This is a genomic window from Arachidicoccus sp. BS20 (assembly GCF_001659705.1).
Taxonomy (GTDB): Bacteria; Bacteroidota; Bacteroidia; order Chitinophagales; family Chitinophagaceae; genus Arachidicoccus.
In genome coordinates, this window is the sequence record NZ_CP015971.1 from 2,622,772 (window position 1) to 2,646,219 (window position 23,448).

Annotated in this window: 12 protein-coding genes; 1 reads left to right on the forward strand and 11 read right to left on the reverse strand. The window is 40.4% G+C overall.

The window, feature by feature from the left end:
* Positions 1–136 precede the first annotated feature (136 nt).
* The 10 genes from A9P82_RS11645 to A9P82_RS11690 all read right to left on the reverse strand — a co-directional run bounded on the left by A9P82_RS11645 (position 137) and on the right by A9P82_RS11690 (position 20,728).
* A complete protein-coding gene (locus tag A9P82_RS11645) occupies positions 137–835 on the reverse strand; it encodes an ABC transporter ATP-binding protein (protein ID WP_066207991.1) in 699 nt (232 codons plus the stop codon).
* Positions 836–1,227: 392 nt separating this feature from the next.
* Positions 1,228–3,603: an ABC transporter permease gene (locus A9P82_RS11650; protein WP_066207992.1), complete on the reverse strand. Its 2,376-nt coding sequence runs from the start codon at positions 3,601–3,603 to the stop codon at positions 1,228–1,230.
* Positions 3,604–3,826: 223 nt separating this feature from the next.
* Positions 3,827–4,798 (reverse strand): DUF4097 family beta strand repeat-containing protein, encoded by a 972-nt coding sequence (locus tag A9P82_RS11655; protein ID WP_066207994.1) that lies wholly within the window; start codon positions 4,796–4,798, stop codon positions 3,827–3,829.
* Positions 4,799–5,001: 203 nt separating this feature from the next.
* A complete protein-coding gene (locus tag A9P82_RS11660; RefSeq protein ID WP_066207998.1) occupies positions 5,002–7,392 on the reverse strand; it encodes an ABC transporter permease in 2,391 nt (796 codons plus the stop codon).
* 151 nt (positions 7,393–7,543) lie between these two features.
* A complete protein-coding gene (locus A9P82_RS11665; RefSeq protein ID WP_066208002.1) occupies positions 7,544–9,934 on the reverse strand; it encodes an ABC transporter permease in 2,391 nt (796 codons plus the stop codon).
* A gap of 255 nt (positions 9,935–10,189) precedes the next feature.
* Entirely contained in the window at positions 10,190–11,440 is a 1,251-nt protein-coding gene (locus tag A9P82_RS11670; RefSeq protein ID WP_066208004.1) for an efflux RND transporter periplasmic adaptor subunit, read from the reverse strand.
* Positions 11,441–11,679: 239 nt separating this feature from the next.
* Complete coding sequence (locus A9P82_RS11675) at positions 11,680–14,106, reverse strand: ABC transporter permease (RefSeq protein WP_066208006.1); 2,427 nt, start codon at positions 14,104–14,106, stop codon at positions 11,680–11,682.
* Between the two features lie 184 nt (positions 14,107–14,290).
* Positions 14,291–16,693 (reverse strand): ABC transporter permease, encoded by a 2,403-nt coding sequence (locus A9P82_RS11680; RefSeq protein ID WP_231891152.1) that lies wholly within the window; start codon positions 16,691–16,693, stop codon positions 14,291–14,293.
* 108 nt (positions 16,694–16,801) lie between these two features.
* Complete coding sequence (locus A9P82_RS11685; RefSeq protein WP_066208009.1) at positions 16,802–19,174, reverse strand: ABC transporter permease; 2,373 nt, start codon at positions 19,172–19,174, stop codon at positions 16,802–16,804.
* Positions 19,175–19,381: 207 nt separating this feature from the next.
* Entirely contained in the window at positions 19,382–20,728 is a 1,347-nt protein-coding gene (locus A9P82_RS11690; RefSeq protein WP_197492158.1) for a TolC family protein, read from the reverse strand.
* Between the two features lie 255 nt (positions 20,729–20,983).
* Here A9P82_RS11690 and A9P82_RS11695 point away from each other — a divergent pair, with 255 nt between their 5' ends.
* On the forward strand, positions 20,984–21,271 hold the full coding sequence (locus tag A9P82_RS11695; protein ID WP_197492159.1) for a hypothetical protein: 288 nt from the start codon (positions 20,984–20,986) through the stop codon (positions 21,269–21,271).
* Positions 21,272–21,402: 131 nt separating this feature from the next.
* Here A9P82_RS11695 and acs read toward each other — a convergent pair whose 3' ends face one another.
* On the reverse strand, positions 21,403–23,319 hold the full coding sequence (acs, locus tag A9P82_RS11700; protein WP_066208016.1) for an acetate--CoA ligase: 1,917 nt from the start codon (positions 23,317–23,319) through the stop codon (positions 21,403–21,405).
* Positions 23,320–23,448 lie beyond the last annotated feature (129 nt).

The following is a 23,448-nucleotide window of genomic DNA, read 5'->3' on the forward strand; positions in this document are numbered from 1 at the left end:
CACGTTTGTCGTCATTGCGAACGAGGAACGAGTGAGGAATCTCATTGTGCTTGTTGAGATTTCTCCTGTCGTCGAAATGACGGCGCAGCCGCGTTCATATTTCACTTTCGCGCTCAATTATTAATTACTAATTGATTTAATCATGTACATAATCCAGTTCTCTCAAAATATTTTCCGTAACCTTTTCGCCGTCAAGCATACGGATGATGCGGTGCGCAAACTTTGCATCATGCTCGCTGTGCGTAACCATAATGATAGTAGTGCCTTGCTCATTGAGCGTGGTAAGCATATCCATCACTTCGCTGCCGTTGTGCGAATCGAGGTTTCCGGTAGGTTCATCCGCAAGTATAAGTTTCGGCTTATTCACTACGGCGCGGGCAACGGCTACACGCTGCTGCTGACCGCCCGAAAGCTGTTGCGGATAATGGTTTTTACGGTGCATAATTTGCATTTTGTCCAATGCTTCTTCTACCATTTCTTTTCTGTCCGAAGCCTTCACATTGTTGTAAATCAACGGCAGCTCTACGTTTTCGTAAGTCGTCAATTCGTCAATCAAATTAAAGCTCTGGAACACAAAGCCGATGTTCTTCTTACGAAGGTCGGCGCGCTTTTGCTCGTTAAAGTTCGCAACTTCAATTCCGTCAAAGAGAAAACTTCCACCATTACAATCATCCAGCAAACCGAGAATATTGAGCAGTGTGGACTTGCCGCAGCCGGACGGTCCCATAATGGCAACAAATTCGCCTTTCTTTACGTCGAATGACATTTTGTTTAGTGCAACCGTTTCTATCAAATCGGTGCGGTACACCTTTTCGAGATTGGTAATTTTAATCATTGTTTTATTTTTATTTGTTTTTGAAAATTTGTTGAATTGATTTATTGTTTAATTGTTATTTATTCTTCGCGTCATTCCGAACGAGGAACGAGTGAGGAATCTCATTTTGCTTGTTGAGATTTCTCCTATCGTCGAAATGACGGGCGCTATCGTGTTCGCATTTTATTTTCTTGTTCAATTTTTTAATTTAATAATGTGATAATGCCATTGAAAACCGGAACACCTTTGCCGTCATGCCGAATTTATTTCGGCATCTATATTATTTCTTCCTTTGAGATGCTGAAACGAGTTCAGCATGACGTGTGCCGGCGTGTTCATCGTTGATATTCTTGTTCATTATTATTTTTTCATTTTCCTATAAATCATATAAATCCAAATAATTCCAGTTCAGACTATTCCGTTTTCAAACTCTTTACCGGATTGGCTCTTGCCGCTTTAAACGCTTTGAAGCCAATCGTCGCAAACGCAATCAGCATCACTATCACAGCCGCGATGATGAATGTGAATACGCCGATGCCTATTTTGTATGCAAAGCCCTGCAGCCATTTGTGCATTGCCCAGTAAGCCAACGGCGTTGCAATCACAACAGCGATAATTACAAGCTTTAAAAAATCTTTACTGATGAGTTGTACTATGCTGCCGACACTTGCGCCCAACACTTTGCGAATGCCTATTTCTTTGGTTTTTACCTGCGCCGTGTAAGTTGCCAAGCCAAACAAACCGAGGCAGGAAATAAAAATAGCAATTGCTGCAAAGGTGGTAAACAGTGTGCCGGTGCGCTGCTGCGAACGGTAATGCGCTTCAAAACTTTTGTCCAAAAAGTTATAACTGAAAGGCGTTTTGCTCGTGTTGTATTTTTTATATTCTTTTTCCACAGCGGCAATGGCATTTTGCGCTTCAGTGCCGGTGGTGCGCACATACAACATATTACCGTATCGCCAACTGTAAAATATAATTGGGCTGATAGCTTCGGTCAATGGCTCAAAATTAAAATCTTTCAGTACGCCAATAATTGGTCCTTTCCATTCGTGAAAAGTTATTTGCTGCCCCACATACGGCGGCTTTAATCCCATTGCCTTAACAGCTGTTTCGTTTAAAATAAATCTATTACTGTCGGCAGGCGTACCGGAAAAATTGCCGCCTTCGATAAAGTGATATTTCATGGTAGGAATAAAATCTTTATCTGCGAAAAGCTGAGAAATAACCATATTCTCATTTATCGGTTTACCACTCCATTCAATATCTCCAGTTGAGCTACCCACGTTTGAAATATCATAAGCATCGGAAGTTCCTGCGCTTAAAATGCCGTGTGTTTTTTGCAGTTCGGTTTTAATAGCGTCGAAATGCTGTACAGCCTCGTCGGGAAAGGAAACCGAGAATACATAACTTTTGTCGTAACCCAAATCTTTGTTGCGCATATAACGCATTTGATTGCTCATAACTATGGTACTTACCAGTAGCGCAAACGAAATAGTAAATTGCAGCACCACCAGTATTTTGCGGAACGTAGCGGTTTTGAAACCCGCGATTTTTGTTCCGCGCATCACGGCAAGCGGCTGGAACGACGACAGCAATATGGCAGGATAAATACTTGCTGCAAGCAGCGTCCCAACGAACACAATAAATAAAATACCAAGCGTATGAATGTCCGACAACGAAAAACTTAGTTCTTTGCCTGAAATATTGTTGTACAAAGGCATCAGCACGAAAATCAAACCGATAGCAATCACACCGGCGCAGAGAAATAAGGCGACTGTTTCTACAATAAACTGAAAAAATAATTGCCGCTTGGACGCGCCGATAATTTTCTTGACGCTTACTTCTTTCAGCCGCATCAACGAGCGTGCCGTAGAAAGATTGACATAGTTGATGCTTGCAATTACTAAAATTAAAATGGCTACAAGCAACATTATTTCCACCATTCGCAAAGCCGAAGTATCGCCATCGTTGCCGATAAGATGAACATCGCCAAGATTTTGCAGTTGAAAAGAAGTCTGGCTATCGCCGTTTCTTGCATTTTTATATGCTGCGGTAAGAGCATTGCCTACGCTTTGCGGATTTCCATTAGAATTAAGCAGTGCAAAAATGGTATATCCATAATCGCCCAAATCCACATCAATAGTTTTCCATTTTCCATTACCGCCGTTCGCAGTAAAGCGTTGCGCATAATAAGCCATCGGAAAAATAGCATCTGCCTGAATATCCGAATTTTTTGGAATTTCTTTTAATACGGCAGTTACCGTAAAATTATTTTTATCATAACGAATTACTTTACCAATCACATTGTCCGTACCGAATATTTTTTTCGCAGTTTTTTCCGTAAGTGCAACGGAATACGTGTCGGACAAAAAATTATTTGGATTACCTTTCAATATTTTAAAATCAAAGATGCTCAAGAGACTACTATCGGCATAAATAATATTATTCTTATCAATAATTTTTGTTTCAGTCTGGTTTGTCAAAATACCGCCTCCACCTGCAATACGCACCATTGACTGAATGCTTGGAATATTCTTTGCATATACCGCCAACGGCGCAGGTACGCTACTCCAAATTATTTCTTTTCCGTTAGATGGAAAATGTGCGCTTAACTCGTAAATATTTTTATACTGCTTGTTGAATTTGTTATAGCTAAATTCATTCTGCACCCAAAGCAGCAGCATAATGCCCGTAGCCAAACCAATAGCCAGCCCGGCAATATTGAGTGCGCTGTAAAACCTGTTTACTACAAGGCTGCGCCATGCCGTTTTAAAATAATGGAATAACATAGTTTTTAATTTGATAATGATTTTGAAAAATGGAACACTTCTGCCGTCATGCCGTCCTGAACCTGATTCAGGATTGTTTCGGCATCTTGATTATGAGATGCTGAATTGAAAATCGACGAAGTCAAATAAATTCAGCATGACGTGCGAGCGAGTTCATATTTCATTTTCTTGTTCATTTATTTTCCTGCACAAATCATATAAATCCCAAAACTCCCGGTTCAGGCTATTTAAAATTCAAACTCACACTACCCATATTTGTTGAAGCAGCAAGGTTGGCGCCGCCGCCATTTATTTTGCCCTTAATATTTCTTTTGCCGGTGTCGCCGCTAAAATTGTACAACCTGTTGGCATTGATATGCGAACCCTCAAGATCAAGGTTTGCGGCAATATCCTTCGGAACTTCTACATTTACGCTGCCGATAGATGTGGAAAGCGTAGCATCGTTTTTAAACGTATCGAACTTTGCAGAAATGCTGCCCGTAGAAGTAGTCGCATACACTTTCGCCGTAATATTTTCAAGATGCAGGCTGCCGGTAGATGTTCTGGCATCCAGCATTCCTTTGATATAGGAAGCGTGAACCGAGCCTGTGGATGTTTCTAATTTAATATTGCCGTTGCAATTATCTGCATGGATGCTGCCGGTGCTGGTGTGTCCATTGATGTCGCCGGAAATATTATCCAGATGCAGGCTACCCGTACTTACTTCAAAACGCTCATTACCCTGCAACGCAGCAAGATGAATACTGCCGGTAACGGAATTCAAATCGGTACTTACATTTTTTGCCGTGTGGATTTTAAAGGAAACGCTTACTGTTTTTTGGTTGTTTCCGACGTGCTTGTTTTTAAAAATGGCTTTCGCAGTAAGCTTGCCGTTTTCGACAGAGATTTCAATGTTATAATCCCTGTTGATGATTTGCTGAATTTCGTCTTTGGACAAATGTTGATTGTTGTTTGCCTGCGCATACATTTCAACGGAGGCTTCGCCGGTTGCATCGCCCGTAACAGTGATAGAGCCGAGCGTGGTGGAAGCATTTACATTTTTAACTTCACTTATACCGAAACTTTTTGTTTGCATCAATACAGGTTCAGCGTTTGATTGTACAACGCCGATGATGTTGTTGAACATTTTGCCTGTCCATGAAATTGCGGTAAGTGCCACGCCGCAGGCAAGCGTAAAAATGAGTAACTTTTTCATTGTATATTTTTTTGTTGTTTAAAAAATTTGTGTCCGTTTGCAAAAAATGCTGCCACAGTAATGCCAAGTTTTTAACTAATTGAAAATCAATAAAGTAATATTTTTTTCACTTTTAAAAGTGTCCGCTTTTGATACACATAGTGTTCGGTTTTGATACACTTTCATCCACCCCGGCACTCCAAAGGAGGGATTTAAGGAGGGTTTTATTCCGTTTTCAAACTCTTGACGGGATTGGCACGCGCAGCTTTAATTGCCTGAAAAGCAACAGTTGCAATAGAAATAATAAATGCCGATATTCCTGCCAATAAAAATAAACTCCAGCCAAGGTTTATTTTATATGCAAAGCTCTGCAACCATCTATTTGCGACAGTCCATGCAAGTGGCGTAGCAATCACTACAGCGATGATAACTAACTTTACGAAATCCATTGACAATAAAAGGGTAATATCTTTTACACTTGCGCCAAATACTTTTCTTATACCGATTTCTTTTGTACGCCTTTCGGCAAGAAAAGCTGTAAGTGCAAACAAACCGATTGCCGCAATGATGATGGAAATAATGGTAAAGAATAAAATAATTTTAGCCAACTGTATATCGCCTGTAAACAACTTTTGAAAATCCTGGTCGAGAAATGAATAGCGAACAGGAAAATCAGGTTCCACATTCTTCCACACTTTTGTAATACCTGCAATTGTTTTTTGGGCATTGGCTGCATTTATTTTTACAAGAATAGCGCCGCCGGAACGATAATCCGTGCGCTTATTGGAAGTCGTGTAAATAGCCGGCTTTACGTGATGCTGCATTCCTTCCACATTAAAATCTTTTACCACGCCAACAATCGTGTACGGCAGCGAATCGAAATTATATAAACGAATCTGCTGACCTACCGGATTGTCAATATTCAATTCTTTTGCAGCTGTTTCATTAATGATTGCCGTATAATCCGTATCCTGTGAATATGCATAATCAAACACGCGCCCTTGTGTTGCAGGTATGTCCAGCGTTCTGAAATAGTCGATGCTTACTCTCACAGAATTTAACCTGTATTCCTGTCCACGAAACTTATAATTATTGGTTGATGTATCAATATATTTATCGCCGGGAACTGTGGTGGATTTTGATACATATTCCACTCCCGGAATATCCAGCAGCTTTAATCTTGTTGCTTCAAAATTCTGTTCTCTTGTTGCTTGTGTCGTATATATTCTGACGACTTGCGAAGGATTGAAGCCAAGATTTTTTGTTTCTATAAAATGCAGCTGCCTTACAATTACTATCGAACCAATAATAAAAAAAGTAGATAAAGTAAGCTGGACTATTAATAAAACATTTCTGAAAAACAAGCCGCGCCTGCCTTTGTTTATTGAGCCTCTCAGTACTTCTGTCGCTTCAAACTTTGACAGAAACAATGCAGGATATAAACCTGCAAACAACACAATAAATACAAGGCAGGCAAGTATTTGTAATAAAATAAAAACGATATGCCGGGCATCTAAAAACGAAAGCGATATATTAAACGCACGACTGAAATAATCCAATGCAACAGATGATAACAGCAATGCAATCATCAGCGCCGCAAAGCATTGTAAACCGACTTCCAGCAAAGAATGCAAAACAATGTGTATGCGTTTTGAACCGAAAACTTTTCTCACACCCACTTCTTTCGCGCGGGTAAATGCACGCGCAATGGATAAGTTACTAAAATTGATAGCGCCTGCAATCAAAAGAAATACAGCTAAGACTAAAAGTACCAGCGTGATTTTAAAATTGCTCTCGCCATGTTTTGGAAAATTATGCAATTGCTGTAAAGCATCGGTAAATAAAGAAGATTGGTTAGGTTGATTTTTATATTGTTCAAAAGTTTGGTTGCCTGTTTTAAGATGGTAATCATAAAATATTTTGTTCAGCTCATTGTCAAGCGCAGCCTGCGTTTCCGGGTGTTTTAATTTGATATAAGTTTGGTAAGAATAATTTTGCCAAAAATTATCTTGCTTCATAAAAGGGTCGCGATATACAAACTGCAAATTCAAATTTGCCGGTGCATCTGGCAGTTGTATAATGCCCGTAACAGTAAAATCAATGTGATTATATACTTTTACGGTTTTGCCCATAGCATCGGCATTGCCGAAAAGTTTATGCGCAACATCTTTCGTCAAAACCATTGTGTTGGGCGCATTCAAAGCCGTTGCAGCATTGCCTTCTGCAAAATGATACGGAAATACTTCAAAGAACAACGAATCTGCCGCAACAGAACCGCTTTGATAAATCTTCTTGTCTCCCGCACTTATGAGTAATTCATAATCTTCCGCCGGCTGAAAAGCCGATGCTGCTTCAATATTTGGGTCGTGTTGTTGTAAAAATGCGGCAAGCGGAGCCTGTGTTGTTTCTTTAATATTATTACCTTCTTCCAGCGAAACTTTATATACTCTTTTCAGAGAAGTGTTCCACTTGTCATAATCCGTTTGATAATTAAAATACACCAGCATCACAATAAAACTTGCAAAGCTGATGGCTAAGCCTGAAATATTTACCAATGCGTAAAAGCGGTTCTTTTGCAGGTTCCGCCAAGCCGTTTTGAGATAATGTAGCCACATGGTTTTTTGTTTTTAAGTGCCTCCCCAGCCCTCCAAAGGAGGGATTTAGGTAAGCGCGTTTTATAATTTATTTCCTCGTCCATTATTAAAAATTTTTCGCTTTAATCCTCGTTTCAATAAGTCCCTCCTTTGGAGGGATTTAGGGAGGCTTTTATTCCGTTTTCAAACTCTTCACAGGATTGGCTTTTGCGGTTCTGTTGGTTTGAAAATAAATGGTTGCAAATGCAATCAACACCACCAACAAATCAGGAATGAAAAATATCCACCAGCTCAACGAAATTCTGTATGTCATGCTTTGCAAAAATTTATATGCGGCAATCCAGGCAAACGGCGTTGAAATAATCAATGCGAGCAACACCAGTTTTAAAAAATCTTTCGATAATAATTTAATGATACTGCTGACCGATGCGCCGTACACTTTGCGTATACCGATTTCTTTGGTTCGTTTTTCTGCCGATAAAATGGACAAACCAAATAAGCCGATACAAGAAATAAAAATCGTGAGTATGGCGCCGAACAAAACAATTTGTTTCCACTTGGCAATATCGCTGTATTGCTGCTTGTTCTCATCGTTCTTGAATGCGTAGGAATACGGGCTTAACGGGAACATTTGCCTGAATGTTTTTTGTATAAACTTCAGGCTTTCGCTTTCTGTGCCGGGTTTTATTTTGATATAAAATGTTCCGTAAGAAAAATTGTTCCGCATAGTAAATAATTGCGGACCAATCTTTTCGTTCATCGATGCATAATGATAATCTTTTACCAAACCCACTACCTGATACGTTTTTTTATTATCCAAAAATTTAACTGTTTGCCCTATGGGATTTGCCCAACCCGCTTGCTTTGCAAACGCTTCATTTACCAATATTGAATTGTTGGAATCGGAAGGAAATTGTGTCGAAAAATTTCTGCCTTGAATAATCGGGATTTTCAACGTAGGCAGAAATGATTCGTTAACGGTTTCGCCCCGGAACTGTATCGTTGAGTCATTACTTAGCGTACCAAGTGTATTGTACATACCGCCATTTTTTGCAGCAACGTTTTCAATATTCGGATTTTTCAGCAACATTGTTTTCAATACCGATGCTTTGCTGTGCGATGCATCTTGATTAACCAACACAAGATTGCTATCATCATAACCCAATTTTGCGTGTGTCAGATGATTGAACTGCATATACATCACAAACGTGATAGTAATTAAAAATGCTGCCAGTACAAACTGCACCACCACCAATGTTTTCTGCAAATAATTTTTCCCTGAAAGGCTGAATTTGTTATACAAAATTTTTACAGGGTCAAAGCCCGACAACACCAATGCAGGATAAAAACCCGCAAGCAAGCCCGTGAAAACAAAGAGTAACACATAAGCCGCAATTAATTTTGCATCAAACAAATAAGAAAACGCAAGCTGTTTGTTGGCAAGCGTGTTAAAGAACGGTAACACAAGTTTGGTAAGCAACAATGCCAATGCGAAAGCAATAAAGCAAAGCAAAAACGATTCACCTAAAAATTGTTTGATGAGTTGCTTTCTGTCGCCGCCGACGACTTTACGTATGCCGATTTCTTTAGCGCGCTTCACGGAACGTGCAACGGTAAGATTTACAAAATTGATGCACCCAATCAGCAATACAAACAGAGCGATACCGGAAAGAATGTAGGAATATATAGGATTGCCTGCGCCGGTCATGCCATTTGTCGGACCATAATCTTTACTGAAATGCATGTCTGTATAAGGCTGTAAATAATAGCTGCCTGCATCGGTAAGCATATCGCCGAACTGTTTTTTCATATCGGCAAACGCTTGCTTTACATCCTGCTTATAAAAATTCTGCATTTGCTTTTCAACAGTTTTCGGATTGGCTTTATTATCCAAAACAACAAACGTGTTTAAGTAATCACTGAACCATTGATGGTCGTCTTTTGCATCCGCATCTGAAATTTTGAGCGGCGCTAATGCTTCAAAACGAATGGAAGAGTTTTGCGGGCAATTTTTTGCCACAGCGGTTACTTTGTAAGGAACGAATGCGCTGTCATCCTTCAACATTACAACTTTGCCAATGGCATTTGTTGTACCAAAATGTTTCTTAGCGGCATCTTCCGAGAGCACGATGGAATAAGGCTCTTTCAAACAAGTTGCAGGATTGCCGCTGACTAATGGAAAAGTAAAAACCGAGAAGAAATTTGAATCCACGCGAAACAATCTTTGAAATTGAATATCTGCGCCTATTTTCGTGTTTTCGCCTGCTTGCTGAAAGCGCACAAAAGCTTTAATGCCCGGAACATTTTGTGTAAAACGCGGTCCGGGCAATATTCCCGTAACGCTTGTTTTATTATCTTCTCCCTTAATCTTAAATTCTGTTACAACCTGATAAATATTCTTCCCATTTTTGTGAAACTTGTCAAAGCTCGTTTCATCTTTTACATACAAAAGAATAAGCATGGCGCAGCAAAGTCCAATGCTCAACCCGAAAATATTAATCACAGAAAAAATCCTGTTGCGCACCAGGTTGCGCCAGGCTGTTTTGAGATAGTGTAACCACATGTTTTTTTGTTTTTATTGTTTTGAAAATTGCTTTATTGTTGTATATTATCATTAGTCAAATAGTCATTAAGCCAGGAATGAACACTTGTGCACCGTCATTGCGAGGAGCGAGGCACGAGCGACGTGGCAATCTCAATGAGATTTCTCCCTTCGGTCGAAATGACGTGCCGGCGTGTTTATATCTTACTTTCATCTTTATTATCGTTTTTATAATTGTCGTTTTAATCATATAAATCCTAAAAATCTCCGTTCAGATTACTTGATTATCAGTTCCTGATTATCTCCGAAGTTTTCGTAGCTGCTGGTAATTACCTGGTCGCCGGGTTCTAGCCCTTTTACAACTTCATAATAGTCGGGATTCTGACCGCCAAGCTGAATCTCTGCTTTGTACGCCGTAGTGCCGTCTTTACTTAGTTTGAAAATCCAGTTACCGCCTGTTTGCTGATAAAACCCGCCGCGAGGCAACAATAATGCAGGTCTGTCGTCGCTAAGCGTAAGCAATATTTGCAGGCTTTGACCACGATGAATAACATTAGGTGCTTTATTTTTAAATGCCATATCCACTTTAAACTTTCCATCGGCAACGGAAGGGTAAACTTTTTTCACAATCAGATTCAGCGTGTCGTTGCCCACAACAGCATTGCCCGTTAATCCCGGAAATACATTGTTGATATAATGTTCATCCACATCTACCTGCACTTTATAATCGCTGATGACGTCGATTTGCCCAAGCCTCGTTCCCGCGGGTTTGTTTTGTCCTACTTCCGCGTCGAGCGAAGTCAATTGTCCATCCACCGGAGCGCGAACAATCAGGTCGCCTACTTTTTTCTGCATTAAACTAAGTGCATCGTTTGCACCGGCATACAATTTATTTTGCTGCACCAATTGTTGCGCCTTGTTTACAGAATCCTGCGACAATAAATTTTCCTGTAATTCTTTTTTCTTTACCAGATAATCGTAGCTGATTTTCGATTGCTGATATGTTTGATAATCGAGCGCTTTTTGCTCATACAATTTTTTATTCAAATCGTACAGGCGCTTTGCCTCCTGTAACTGTTGCTCTACATCTGCCATCTGGTTCATATTGCTTACCGATGTCTGGCGTGCGCTGTTTTGCGCAATCTGCTCCTGCATCAAAGTGTTATACACACTATTTTGCTGTTCCACCAGGCTCATCATCAAATCAGTATTTGAAAGACGAAGAATAGGCTGACCTTTCTTCATCATAGCGCCGTCTTCCACATAGCGTTCTTCTACACGACCGCCTTCCGTTACGTCGAGGTAGATGGTTGAAATAGGCATTACCACGCCGTTTACGGGAATATAATTTTTAAACTGCCCTTTGGTTACCTCGCTGATGGTAATCCGTTCTTTATCTACATTTAGCTTGCTGCCGCCGCGCGCGTAGTAAAAACTTGCGCCTATTAACGCAACCAAAGCCACAATTCCGACGATGGTCAATATGCGTTTCCTGTTCCATTTTTTTTGTTCAATTACTCTGTCCACTGTTTTTGATTTTTATTGTTTATTAATTTGTTTTATTGTTGAATTGCCATTAAGTCAATGATGAACACTTGTGCACCGTCATTGCGAGGAGTGTGGCACGAGCGACGTGGCAATCTCAATGAGATTTCTCCCTTCGGTCGAAATGACGTGCCGGCGTGTTTATATCTTACTTTCATCTTTATTATCGTTTTTATAATTGTCGTTTTAATCATATAAATCCTAAAAATCTCCGTTCAGACTCATTCCGTTTTTAAACTCTTTACGGGGTTTTCTTTTGCCGATTTCCATGCGCGCATTGCAAGCACCGATAACGCAATCAACATCATGCCCGCAGCGCTTGCGATGAATACCCACCAGCCGACACTTATTTTATAAGCAAACCCATTTAACCATTCATGTGAAAAATACCACGCAAATGGAAACGCAATCAACGATGCTATAACGACCAATTGCAACATACTTTTCGACAGCATTGCCACAATTTGATATACCGATGCACCTAACACTTTGCGGATACCGATTTCTTTTCTGCGCCGGTTTGCCATGAATGTAACCAAGCCGAACAAGCCAAGACAGGATATAAAAATTGTCAAACCTGTTGCCCACGTTAGCACCTGCGAAATGGCGATATCCTCTTTGTACAATTTCTCAATCGACTGGTCTAAAAAGGTGTAGTCAAATGTATTGCCCGGATATAAAGCATGATAAACGGCTTGTATCTTCCGGAGAGTTGCCTGCCAGTCATCGGGTTCGCCCGATAAAAGGATATGGACAAAACCTGCGTGCGGCGCATCATAAAAATAAAGCATCGGTTTGATGGAGGACTTGGTCGAACCCATACTAAAATCGTGCAGCACACCTCTAATAATTACTTTATTCCCATCGAAGTCAAATACCTGATTGACGGCATTTAAAGGAGAGGAATAACCTATCTGCCTGGCAAATGTTTCATTGACCAGCACCCCAAAAGGGTCCGCCGCCATATTGGTCGTGATATTGGAACCTGCTGTAAGCGGAATGCCAAAAAGATGAATATAATTTGTATCGCCCAAAAACTGCCATACACTAAAATGCAATTCTTTTCCTTTTACGATAGTAGAAGCAACCGAAATACTTTGTATAGCAGAGGTTGGCGCGGCGCTGCCCAGGCTTACCTCTGAAACGCCCGGCAATTGCTGTAACTTATTTACCAGGACATATTTATTGCTTTTTACTTTTCTTGCGTCCGGCGCATAAAACGAGATAATGCCTTTTATATTTTTATATCCCAAATCTTTATTCAGCGAATAATGAATTTGTCTGCTTACAGTTATTACCAATACCAATAAAATTTGTGCTACCGCAAACTGGCTGATAATTAAAATCTTTCTGGTAAGACTGTTTTTATATCCTTTGCCTGAAGTATTGCCCTTCAAAACTTTTACGGGTTCAAACCTTGCCAAAACCAACGCAGGATAAATACCGGCAACAAATGTGAGCGCGACCATCAATACAGTTAAGCAACCGATTCCTTCTGCATTTAATACGTTGAAGAAAGTAAATCCTTTAGGAATATAACCGGCAAACCCTTTCATCAGTAAAGGCACAAGCACAACCGCCAATAATGCCGAAAGCAAAGTAATCACAAATGTTTCCATAAGAAATTGAAACCTTATTTGCCGTTCGCTGCCACCAAATGTTTTGCGCACGCCTACTTCTTTTGCACGCAAGCTTGACTGTGCCGTAGATAAATTGATATAATTGATAACAGCCAGCGATAAAATAAACAAAGCGATTAATGATAAATTAAACAGAGTAGCTTTCGATATAGTTCCGTCAACATCCATTGCATAATGATTTTGACTTATGGGCAACAACTTTGGTTCATCGCCGCTCATTCCCGGGTCAGGCTTATTATTAGCATAGTCTATCTCTTTTAATTGCTTCTCAACAAGTGCCGGGTTCGTTCCGTCTTTTAACCGCACCACACAAAGCGAAGCGTAGCTTACGTGCCCCCAATGTTCCCAGCCATAAAGTTTCTTTAGTCGTTCGCTGCTTGTAATGGTTGGGTAAGAAATGAAAATTTTATAATTAAAATCGCTGTTCTCTTTCAAATCGTCCACAATACCGGAAACGGTTACGTTGATACTATCACTGAAAATAATGCGCTTGCCGATGATGTCGGATAAATTTTGTTTAGGAAAAAAAATTTCGGCTGACGATTTGGAAATCACTATCGTGTTCGGAACATCCAGCGCGCTTTTCGGATTACCTACAAGCCATTTATGCGGGAAAACAGAAAAGAAACCGGCATCGGCAAAGACAACGCCGTTATTTTTGGGAAAAGGCTTCATAGCGCCTTTCCCCGTTTCCACAAGCGCAGCGGAAGAACCGTTCAATAAAAGTACATGAGATACCACATCCACGCCCGCAACCTTGTCCCTGATGGCTTGCGGCAATGCCGTAGTTACACCGGAATTAATGTCGTCTGCTCCCGAATAAGTATATACGCGATAGACGTTTTGGTTGTGCGGTTCCCATTTATCAAAGCTGCTGTCGTAGCGTACAATCATAAAAATAATCAGCGAGGCGCTTATGCCAATTGCCAGTCCAAGAATATTGATAAAGCTTGCGGCTGTATTTTTACGCAGATTAATCCATGCGACTTTGAGATAATGTGTGAACATAGTATTGAATTTTTTTATTGTTTGGAAAATTGTTTTATTGCTCAATTGTTTTGTTGTTTTACCACAACGGCGTTGCGCCACCAATGATTCACAACGTTGTGATTTCGTCGTGTCTTTGTACCGTTGTGTTTCTGCTCTCTTTCATATTTCATTTTCCTATAAATCCTGAAAATTATGGTTCAGACTATTCCGTTTTCAAACTCTTTACGGGATTGGCTCTTGCAGCTTTGATGGCGTGATAACTTACCGTAACCAAAGCAATAGCCAAAGCAAATAATGCAGGAACAGCCAATACCCACCAACTGATTGCGGTTCTGTATTCGTATTTCTGCAACCATTTGTGCATACAAAGCCATGCAACAGGTGCAGCGATGGCACAAGAAATCAAAACCAATACAATAAAGTCTTTGGATAATAATTTCCATAAACCGAATACCGATGCGCCTAATACTTTTCTGATACCGATTTCTTTTGTTCTTTGCTCTGCCATGAAAGACGCTAAACCAAACAAGCCCAAACAACTGATGAATACCGCCAATGCCGCAAAGAATGTGGCGAGCTTACCGATGCGCTCTTCCGTAGCAAACTTTTGGGCGTACTCCTCGTTTACAAAATTGTAAGTAAAGGGTGCTTCTGTAATATATTTTTTAAATACTTTTCCTATTGTTTCAATGGCTTCGTGTGCGCTTTTGCTGGGATTGAGCCGCAAATAAAACAGGCCAATATCACTCGGATATTTATTAAGAACATAGAACGCCTGTTGCACGGGCGTATATGCCGAACCCGAAACAATATCCTGCACTACACCGATGACGGTATAATGTACCGAACTGTCATATGTATCGCCTATAATGGTGCCCACAGGATTTTTTAGTCCCATATATTTTACAGCAGCTTCGTTGATAATTAACGATGACGAATCCGAAACACCCGTTGCATAAAAATCCCTTCCCCTTGTTATATGCCAGCCAACTGTATTTCCGAAGTCGGTAGAAACGCTCGTTTGTACAAAATCCTGTGTAAGGTTCGGGTCTTTTCCTGCCCATGTCAATCCGTTCGTGCTTGACCAAACATTGGTAACAGGCGCTGTACTGTTTGCCATATTTGTAATGGCGCCGCTTGCCAATAATTCATTTTTTATGGCGGAAAAATATTTTGCATATTCCGGCGTATTCACATACATATCTATCAGCGCGTTTTGATTATAACCCACAGGTCTGTTTTGGGAAAATTTTATTTGTTTGTAAACAACAAGCGTTCCGATTATCAGAATAAGGGAAATGGTAAATTGCGAAATGATGAGGATTTTTCTCGGCAATGAAGCATTTCGTCCTGCGCGGAAGCTGCCCTTCAACACTTTTACGGGATTGAAGGAAGACAGATACAACGCAGGATAACTGCCTGCAATGATTCCCGTGAAAAGAATAAAAATTACGGAAGTCAACCAAAAGAAAACATTTCCCCATGGAATAATCATTCTTTTGTCGGATAATGTATTGAACCACGGAAGTGTCAATCTTGTTAATAACAATGCAATCGCAAATGCAATCACAACCATTAATATGGATTCAAAATAAAATTGTTTGATAAGCATAGAACGGAGCGAGCCTACGACCTTGCGGATACCCACTTCCTTTGCCCGTTTTTCGCTACGCGCCGTTGAGAGATTCATAAAATTGATGCAAGCCAACAACAGTACGAACATCCCGATGATTCCAAACATCCATACATACACAATTTTTCCGCCTGTCTGTACGCCGTTTTCGTAGTTGTCATGTAAATGCCAGTCTTTCATCGGTGCAAGAAACATTTGTGCATGATATTTCTTTTCACCTGCGCTTACTTCGTTTAATTTTATATCGGCTATTTTTTTGCTTACCTCTTGCATATCTGTATGGTCTGCCATCTGTACAAATACCCGGAAGGAATTATTGTCCCACCTTGTTTGGTTGTTCTTAATCCAGCTTTCAGATGTTACATACAAGTCCCACGGCGCAATAAAATCCAATCCGCTAAAGTCTGTGTTATAAGGAATGTCTTCGTAAACGCCGGCGACTTTTACATCGAGTTTATTATCGATTTTTAACTGCTTGTTCATAGGGTCGGCGTTGCCAAACAGCGCTTTGGCTGTAGATGCAGAAATATAAACATCGTTCGGCTGACTAAGCGCACCGTATCTGCCTTTCAGCATTTTAAGTGAGAGCATATCATCCGCACCTTTATCCATATAAGCGCCTGATTTTATGATGTTTTTCATGCCCAAATTAAGCACGTGGTCGCCCTGCCAGGAACTCATGATTACATGCTTGAAATCGCTTCCGTATTTTGTTTGCAATGCTTTGCCCAGAGGAAACGGGTCAGCCTGTTGTGTATAAATCTTTCCTTCTACCGTTTGGTTTTGCAGTACCTGCGCAATGGTATTATAGTTTTTAAATGAAGTGTTAAATGAGACTTCACTGTAAATCCAAAGACCAATCAATAAGGCAACAGCCATGCCTACGGCAAGCCCGCCGATGTTGATAACGGAAAATGTTTTGTTTCTAAACAAATTGCGCCACGCGGTTTTGAGATAATGTGCGATAATCATTGCTTTTGATTTTGTTTTATTGCTCAATTGTTTTGTGGTTTACTGTTTTCCCTATTTCATTTTCAATATTCCTTTTAATCCAAAAAATCCTGCAAATCCTCGTTCAGACTATTCCGTTTTCAAACTCTTTACAGGATTGGCTCTTGCGGCTTTAAATGCTTGCGAACTCACGGTGATGAAGGCAATCAGCAACGCCAGCGCGGCAGCAATGATAAATACATACCATTCAACGCCGATGCGGTATTGATAGTTCTGCAACCAACTGCGCATCAATAAATACGCCGCCGGAAATGCGATAATGCACGATAGCGCAACGAGCTTCAAAAAATCTTTTGAAAGCAGCTGCACAATGGATTTTACCGATGCGCCCAATACTTTGCGAATGCCGATTTCTTTTGTTCTTTGCTCTGCCATAAATGCCGACAAACCAAACAAACCCAAACAGGAAATAATGATTGCCAAACCGCCGAAAACAAAAGCAAGATTTCCCAGCATTTCTTCGCTTTGGAAGAAGGTTTCAAACTCTTTGTCCACAAACTTGTAATTGAACGGATTTTCGGGTTCTTCTTTGTCGTACAACGATTTTATTTTGGCTATATCGCTTGCCACGTCTGTGTTTGCTTTGAGGCGTATGAATAACTCCATGTAATTATCAGCCGGACTAACACAATAAAAAAACATAGGGTCTGGTTGTACACTACTCATATTGTTGTACACAAAATTTTTCAATACACCGATGATATTAATTTTGTTGCCGCCGCCATCATATATTACACCACCAACGCGACCATTCTTTTCTCCAATCAATTTGGCAAAACTTTCATTAATAATGATATTGGCGCTGTCCGTAGCCGGCGATTGAAAATCTCTCCCTTCCATCAAATGAAATCCGGCGGTGGTAATATAATGCGGCGTTATACGGTTCAGGCTTATTAATATTTTTTCATTTGCGGCTTGCCCATCCCAATGATAATCGCTCGAGCCGCTTCCTATTTGCAAAGGCGAAGACCAAGACATACTTGCATCTTCCACTAAACCTGTTTGCAAAAGCTCATTACGAAACGCTTCAAAGTGCTGTGAAATATTGTCGCCCGGTTGTGGTAAATAAATCAAATGTTCTTTATCAAAACCCAAATCTCTTATTTTGGTATGTTGTATTTGTTGGTAAATAATAATAGTGGAAATGATTAAAATAATGGATGCGGAAAACTGTACAACCACTAACGCCTTTCGCACAAAACCGCCGCCCGACGAGGTTTTGGACGATTGCCTGCGCAATGCTTTAATAGGATTGAACGATGATAAATACAGCGCGGGATAACTGCCTGCCAGCACTCCGCAAACAATGGTTATCAACAATAAACCAACAATGTGCGCGGTGGTATTGATATGAAAAGCTATTTCCGTTTTGAATACGGAATTGAACAAAGGTAACGTTACATACACCAGTCCAACAGCGATGAACATGGCAATGAATGAAACCATCAGCGCTTCGGTTAAAAATTGTTTCATTAATGTTTGACGCCTCGCGCCGAATACTTTGCGTACGCCTACTTCTTTGGAACGATTTTGCGCACGCGCCGTCGAGAGATTCATAAAATTGATGCAGGCAATCAGTAAAATAATAAACCCGACAAACGAAAACATTTTTACATATTTTATTTGTCCGGAACCCGTAGGTTTTCCATTCGCAAAATCGTGATACAAATGCGTTTTAGATAATGGAAACAGCCAAAATTCTGCGGAGTTGTCACTGCCGTTTGCTTTTGCTGTAAATTGTATTTTTTTATTTATGGCATCCACATTTGCGTTCGGATATAGTTCTACAAAAATTTCCAACGAATTACTGCCCCAGTTTTCCTGATAGGCATAATCGCCATGGACATCCATTTTTATAATGTAGTCATAATTGAAAGTCATATTCTTCGGCATATCTTTTATCACGGCTTTTACCGTGAAAAGCTTGTTGCCGTTCATCTTTAATGTTTTGCCCACCGCAGGTTTGTTGCCGAAAAAAGCCATTGCCATTTTTTGTGAAATCACGATACCGTTATTGTCATTCAGCGCATTTTTGAGACTTCCTTCCACAACAGGGAAATTGAAGATTTGGAAAAATGTGCTATCTGCTTCCGTGCCTTGCTCGGCTATTTTTTTATTACCGAGTGAAAAAGCCGAACTATGTGTCCAATCGACGCTTACTGCGTTTTTAATTTCCGGAACAGATTGTTTCAATGCAGCTACCAAAGGGTGTGGACTTGCATCAAACGTGATATAGTTACCGTTATATTTTTGGTTGTCCATTACCTGGTAAATATTCGCGGCATTGTTAAACTGCTTATTGTAATCCAACTGGTTTTCCACCCAAAGCAAAATGAGCGCAACGCAGGCAATGCCAATGGCAAGCCCGCCAATGTTGAGAACAGTAAAGATTTTGTTCTTCTTTAAAATCTTCGACGCTGTTTTAAAATAATGTAAGAACATGGTCTTGAAATTTTATTGGTTTAGAAATATTGTTTTATTGTTACCGATAAATTGAAACATGTTTGCCGTCATGCCGAACTCGTTTCGGCATCTCCTGTCCAATTTTAATTCTGTGTATTTGAGATGCTGAAATAATCCTGAATCAAGTTCAGGACAGCATGATGAGCGCATTCGTATTCATATTTCATTTTCCTGTTCATTTGAATATTAAAATGAAAGTTCCCCTTGGTAATAACTCAAAACTTTCGTGTTAAAGATGTAGGTATATTTATCTACAATCAAGGTAATTTCCGCCTGTTCAAATTTTGTTTTGTCCACGAGATAATCCGTCGCGTTGATGGCGCCTGCGTTAAATTTTATCTCATCTACGCGCATCAGTTCTTTATATGCATCTACCTGCTTTTGCTGTTGTTGCCAGGCATTCAGCGCTGCATCGGCATCGGATGATGCTTTCACTATATTTGATTTCAGATTATTCTTTACAGTCTTAGTGTTGAACGTTGCTTTTGCTGCAAGAATTTTGGCAACCTTTACATTTGTTCTTGTTTGCAAACCGTTGAAAATGGGGATATTCAGCGTAAGACCGAAATATGTTCCATAGTTGTTTTTCAACTGGTTGAAATAACCGATTTTATTACCGAAATTATCGGTTGCAGTATTGGTATAAGTAGTTGCAATGCCCGCGCCAAACTGCAAATACGGATAATAATCAGCCTTGTTAATTTGCACATATTTGTATGCGCTTTGCTCCTGCAATTCGGCTTCCTTTATCATCGGCAGGTTTTGCAGCGAGCGGGCATAAATATCATCCACAGACCCGTTTTGTTCCAACTGAATATCAGTAAGAGATTGTGGTCTGTCCAGCACAGCATCAGTATTTACAGGCACGTTCATCAAGTTAAATAGAGTGATTTTTGCATCCTTTACTGCATTTTCCTGCTGCACAATGGCTATCTGGTTTCCACTCAACTGCCCTTGCATATTGGCAATATCATCGGGCTTTGCAGCTCCGGCTTTGTTCATTGAATCGAGACGATTCATCTGCGCCTGTGTGCTTAATAACTGTTGTTGATAATTTTCCAATTGGTCTTCCTGATTCAGCACATTCAAATAAGCAACAATTACCTGCAACGTAATCTGGTCTTTCATGTTTTTCAAATCGTACTGACTTGCCTTAAAATCCAAATCGGTTTTCTTGATATTATTCCTGTATTTAAACGCATTGAAAATCGGAACGTTTGCCGATAAATTATAGTTTGCCGAAGTAAAGCTTTGCGTAGAATAACTGTTGTCGGACGAATTAATGTTGCGCCCGCTATTGAGGGAATGGTCAATCGAGCCGTTCACGGATGGAAAAAGTGCGGCTTGCGCCTGCGTGCGATAAGCTTTGCTTTGCTGCGATTGAAAATTGGAATTGTTGATGTCTGCATTATTGCGCAAAGCCATTTGCACACACTTTTCCAACGAAAGATTCAATGTGCTGTCCACGTCCACGTCCTGCGCTTGTACATAAACAGAGAAAAAAAGAAAAGAGATAATTAATAATTGCTTCATGTGAAAACTATTTTCCCAAAAAGCAACAGCAAGCATGCCAATCAAATAACAAATTGATAATCAATTAATTGTTATTTTTTATGTTTTCAAAAGTGTCCGCTTTTGATACACCTGGTGTCCGCTTTTGGTACACTTTTGAGAAAAATAAACAATAGAAGCAGCTCCACGATTTGTGCAATAAACAGCTGCATTGCATATCTTTGAATGAACAATGATAAACGGACTATGAAGAAAATAATAATACTGTTTTTCTCAATGACTATGACTTTAGTTATTACAAAAGCACAGCAAAAGACTACTCCAAACAACGATTCCATACCAAAGGTTGATTCAACAATTTTCGTAAGGAGAATGTTTTTCAAAAATCCTTTGGCTAATTACAACTATTATAACCAAATGGGAATTATGTGCAAGGCTGAATATAAAATGCAACACGCTATAAAAATTCCGCTTTGCTTCAGGGTTGGAAGCTTGGAAGAGTGTAAGAAAATGGAAACCATTCCGCAAAAATTTTCTTATGAACAACATTCGGCTGTGCGCTGAAAGTATTGAAAATATTGGCTTGCAGAAGAACTATTCAAATTTTATTGTTTTTATCATAGCATAAAAAAATCAGCCCAAGAAATTTTTTCATAGAAAATATTCCTGGACTAATTCACTTATAAATCTTGTAGTTACAACTTTCCTTCCTTAATTTCTTCCACCACTTTCGGGTCGAGCAATGTAGAAGTATCGCCGAGATTTTCGGTTTCATTCTCCGCAATTTTCCGCAGAATGCGCCGCATGATTTTGCCGCTGCGTGTTTTTGGCAAGCCGCTTACAAACTGTATTTTATCGGGCTTTGAAATAGGACCGATGATGCGCGTAACTGTTGCCGTAATGTCTTTTCTGATTAAATCTTCATCGCCGGCATTGTGATTGCCATTGTAAATTACATACGCATAAATACCTTGTCCTTTGATGTCGTGCGGATAACCTACCACAGCGCTTTCCACCACGCCTGCGTGCATATTGATGGCGTTTTCCACTTCCGCCGTTCCTATTCTGTGTCCGCTCACATTCAGCACATCATCTACGCGACCCGTGATTTTATAATTGCCGTCTTCATCGCGCAAGGCTCCGTCTCCGGTAAAATATTTATTCGGATAAGTGCTGAAATACGTTTGCTTACAACGTTCGTGGTCTCCGTAAGTTGTACGAATCATCGAGGGCCAGGGAAATTTTATACAAAGATTTCCGCTGCCGGCGCCTTCAATTTCGTTTCCGTTTTCATCCACCAAAGCGGGTTGAATGCCGGGCAATGGAAGCGTAGCCCAGCTCGTTCTTTCGGGCGTTGCATTTGCCAAATTGGAAATCATAAAACCGCCGGTTTCGGTTTGCCACCAGGTGTCCACGAGCGGACATTTTCCTTTTCCTATTTTTTCGTGAAACCAATGCCATGCTTCTTCATTAATCGGTTCGCCCACAGAGCCAAGCACTTTCAATGTTGATAAATCTTTTCCTTGTAAAGGTTCATCGCCAAAGCTCATCAGGCTGCGAATTGCCGTAGGCGCCGTATAAATAATATTCACACGATGCTTGTCCACAATGTCCCAAAAACGTCCCGCATCGGGATAGGTGGGCACGCCTTCAAACATCAACGTAGTTGCACCCGCGCTCAGCGGACCGTAAACAACATAACTGTGTCCGGTAATCCAGCCAATATCCGCCGTGCAGAAGTACACATCGCCTTGCTTGTAATTAAAAGCATTTACGAAACTGTATGTAGTATAAATCATGTAGCCTGCGCACGTATGCACCACGCCTTTCGGCTTGCCTGTTGAACCCGAAGTGTATAAAATAAACAACGGGTCTTCGGCGTCCATTTCTTCCGCAACGGCGGGCGCCATACCAAGTGTTTCCACTTTTTTAATTTCATCTTCCCACCATACATCACGACCTTTAATCATTGAAATAGGTGTGCGTGTTCTTGTACAGACAATCACTCTTTTTACAAACGGGCAACTCTCCAAAGCATCGTCAATCAAGGATTTCAGCGGAATGTCTTTGCCGCCGCGGAATGCGCCATCGCAGGTAATTACAAACTCTGCATTCGCATTTTGCAATCTGTCCGCAATGCTGCGCGCAGAAAATCCACCGAAGATTACAGAATGAATGGCGCCCACTCTCGCGCAAGCCAACACAGCAATGGCGAGTTCGGGAATCATGCCCATGTACAAACATATACGGTCGCCTTTTTTCACGCCGTTGTTTTTTAAGACGTTGGCAAACTGCGTTACTTTATTATATAAATCGTTGTAAGTGAGAATGCGGTAATGTTCATCGGGATTGTTCGGTTCCCAAATAATCGCGGGCTTGTTGCCGAGCTTTTCCAAATGCCGGTCGATGCAGTTTTCCGTGATATTGAGTTTTGCGCCTTTGAACCATTTTACGTCAAGGTCTTTGAAATTCCATTCGAGAACAGTGTCCCATTTTCTGCGCCATTGAAAATTGCTGGCAATATCCGCCCAAAAATTTTGCGGTTGACGCACGCTTCTTTCGTAAACTTCCTTGTATTCTTCAAACGATTTAATCTGATACGGGTATGACATAACACAAATTTTTCAGGGATAATATTACAAAGATTTTTCGGGAAACCTACTTAAAACAAACATAAGTTTTTGGGAAACGATTGCGTAATGTGGTTCTTTGAAACCGGCTTTGTCATATTTGTAAATCCT

Bases quoted from the DNA above. Each gene is read 5' to 3' on its own strand.
- A9P82_RS11685 (WP_066208009.1), bottom strand. From the start codon at position 19,174: ATGTTCTTACATTATTTTAAAACAGCGTCGAAGATTTTAAAGAAGAAC.
- A9P82_RS11695 (WP_197492159.1), top strand. From the start codon at position 20,984: ATGACTATGACTTTAGTTATTACAAAAGCACAGCAAAAGACTACTCCA.
- A9P82_RS11650 (WP_066207992.1), bottom strand. From the start codon at position 3,603: ATGTTATTCCATTATTTTAAAACGGCATGGCGCAGCCTTGTAGTAAAC.
- A9P82_RS11665 (WP_066208002.1), bottom strand. From the start codon at position 9,934: ATGTGGTTACACTATCTCAAAACAGCCTGGCGCAACCTGGTGCGCAAC.
- A9P82_RS11660 (WP_066207998.1), bottom strand. From the start codon at position 7,392: ATGTGGCTACATTATCTCAAAACGGCTTGGCGGAACCTGCAAAAGAAC.
- acs (WP_066208016.1), bottom strand. From the start codon at position 23,319: ATGTCATACCCGTATCAGATTAAATCGTTTGAAGAATACAAGGAAGTT.
- A9P82_RS11645 (WP_066207991.1), bottom strand. From the start codon at position 835: ATGATTAAAATTACCAATCTCGAAAAGGTGTACCGCACCGATTTGATA.
- A9P82_RS11690 (WP_197492158.1), bottom strand. From the start codon at position 20,728: ATGAAGCAATTATTAATTATCTCTTTTCTTTTTTTCTCTGTTTATGTA.
- A9P82_RS11675 (WP_066208006.1), bottom strand. From the start codon at position 14,106: ATGTTCACACATTATCTCAAAGTCGCATGGATTAATCTGCGTAAAAAT.
- A9P82_RS11680 (WP_231891152.1), bottom strand. From the start codon at position 16,693: ATGATTATCGCACATTATCTCAAAACCGCGTGGCGCAATTTGTTTAGA.
- A9P82_RS11655 (WP_066207994.1), bottom strand. From the start codon at position 4,798: ATGAAAAAGTTACTCATTTTTACGCTTGCCTGCGGCGTGGCACTTACC.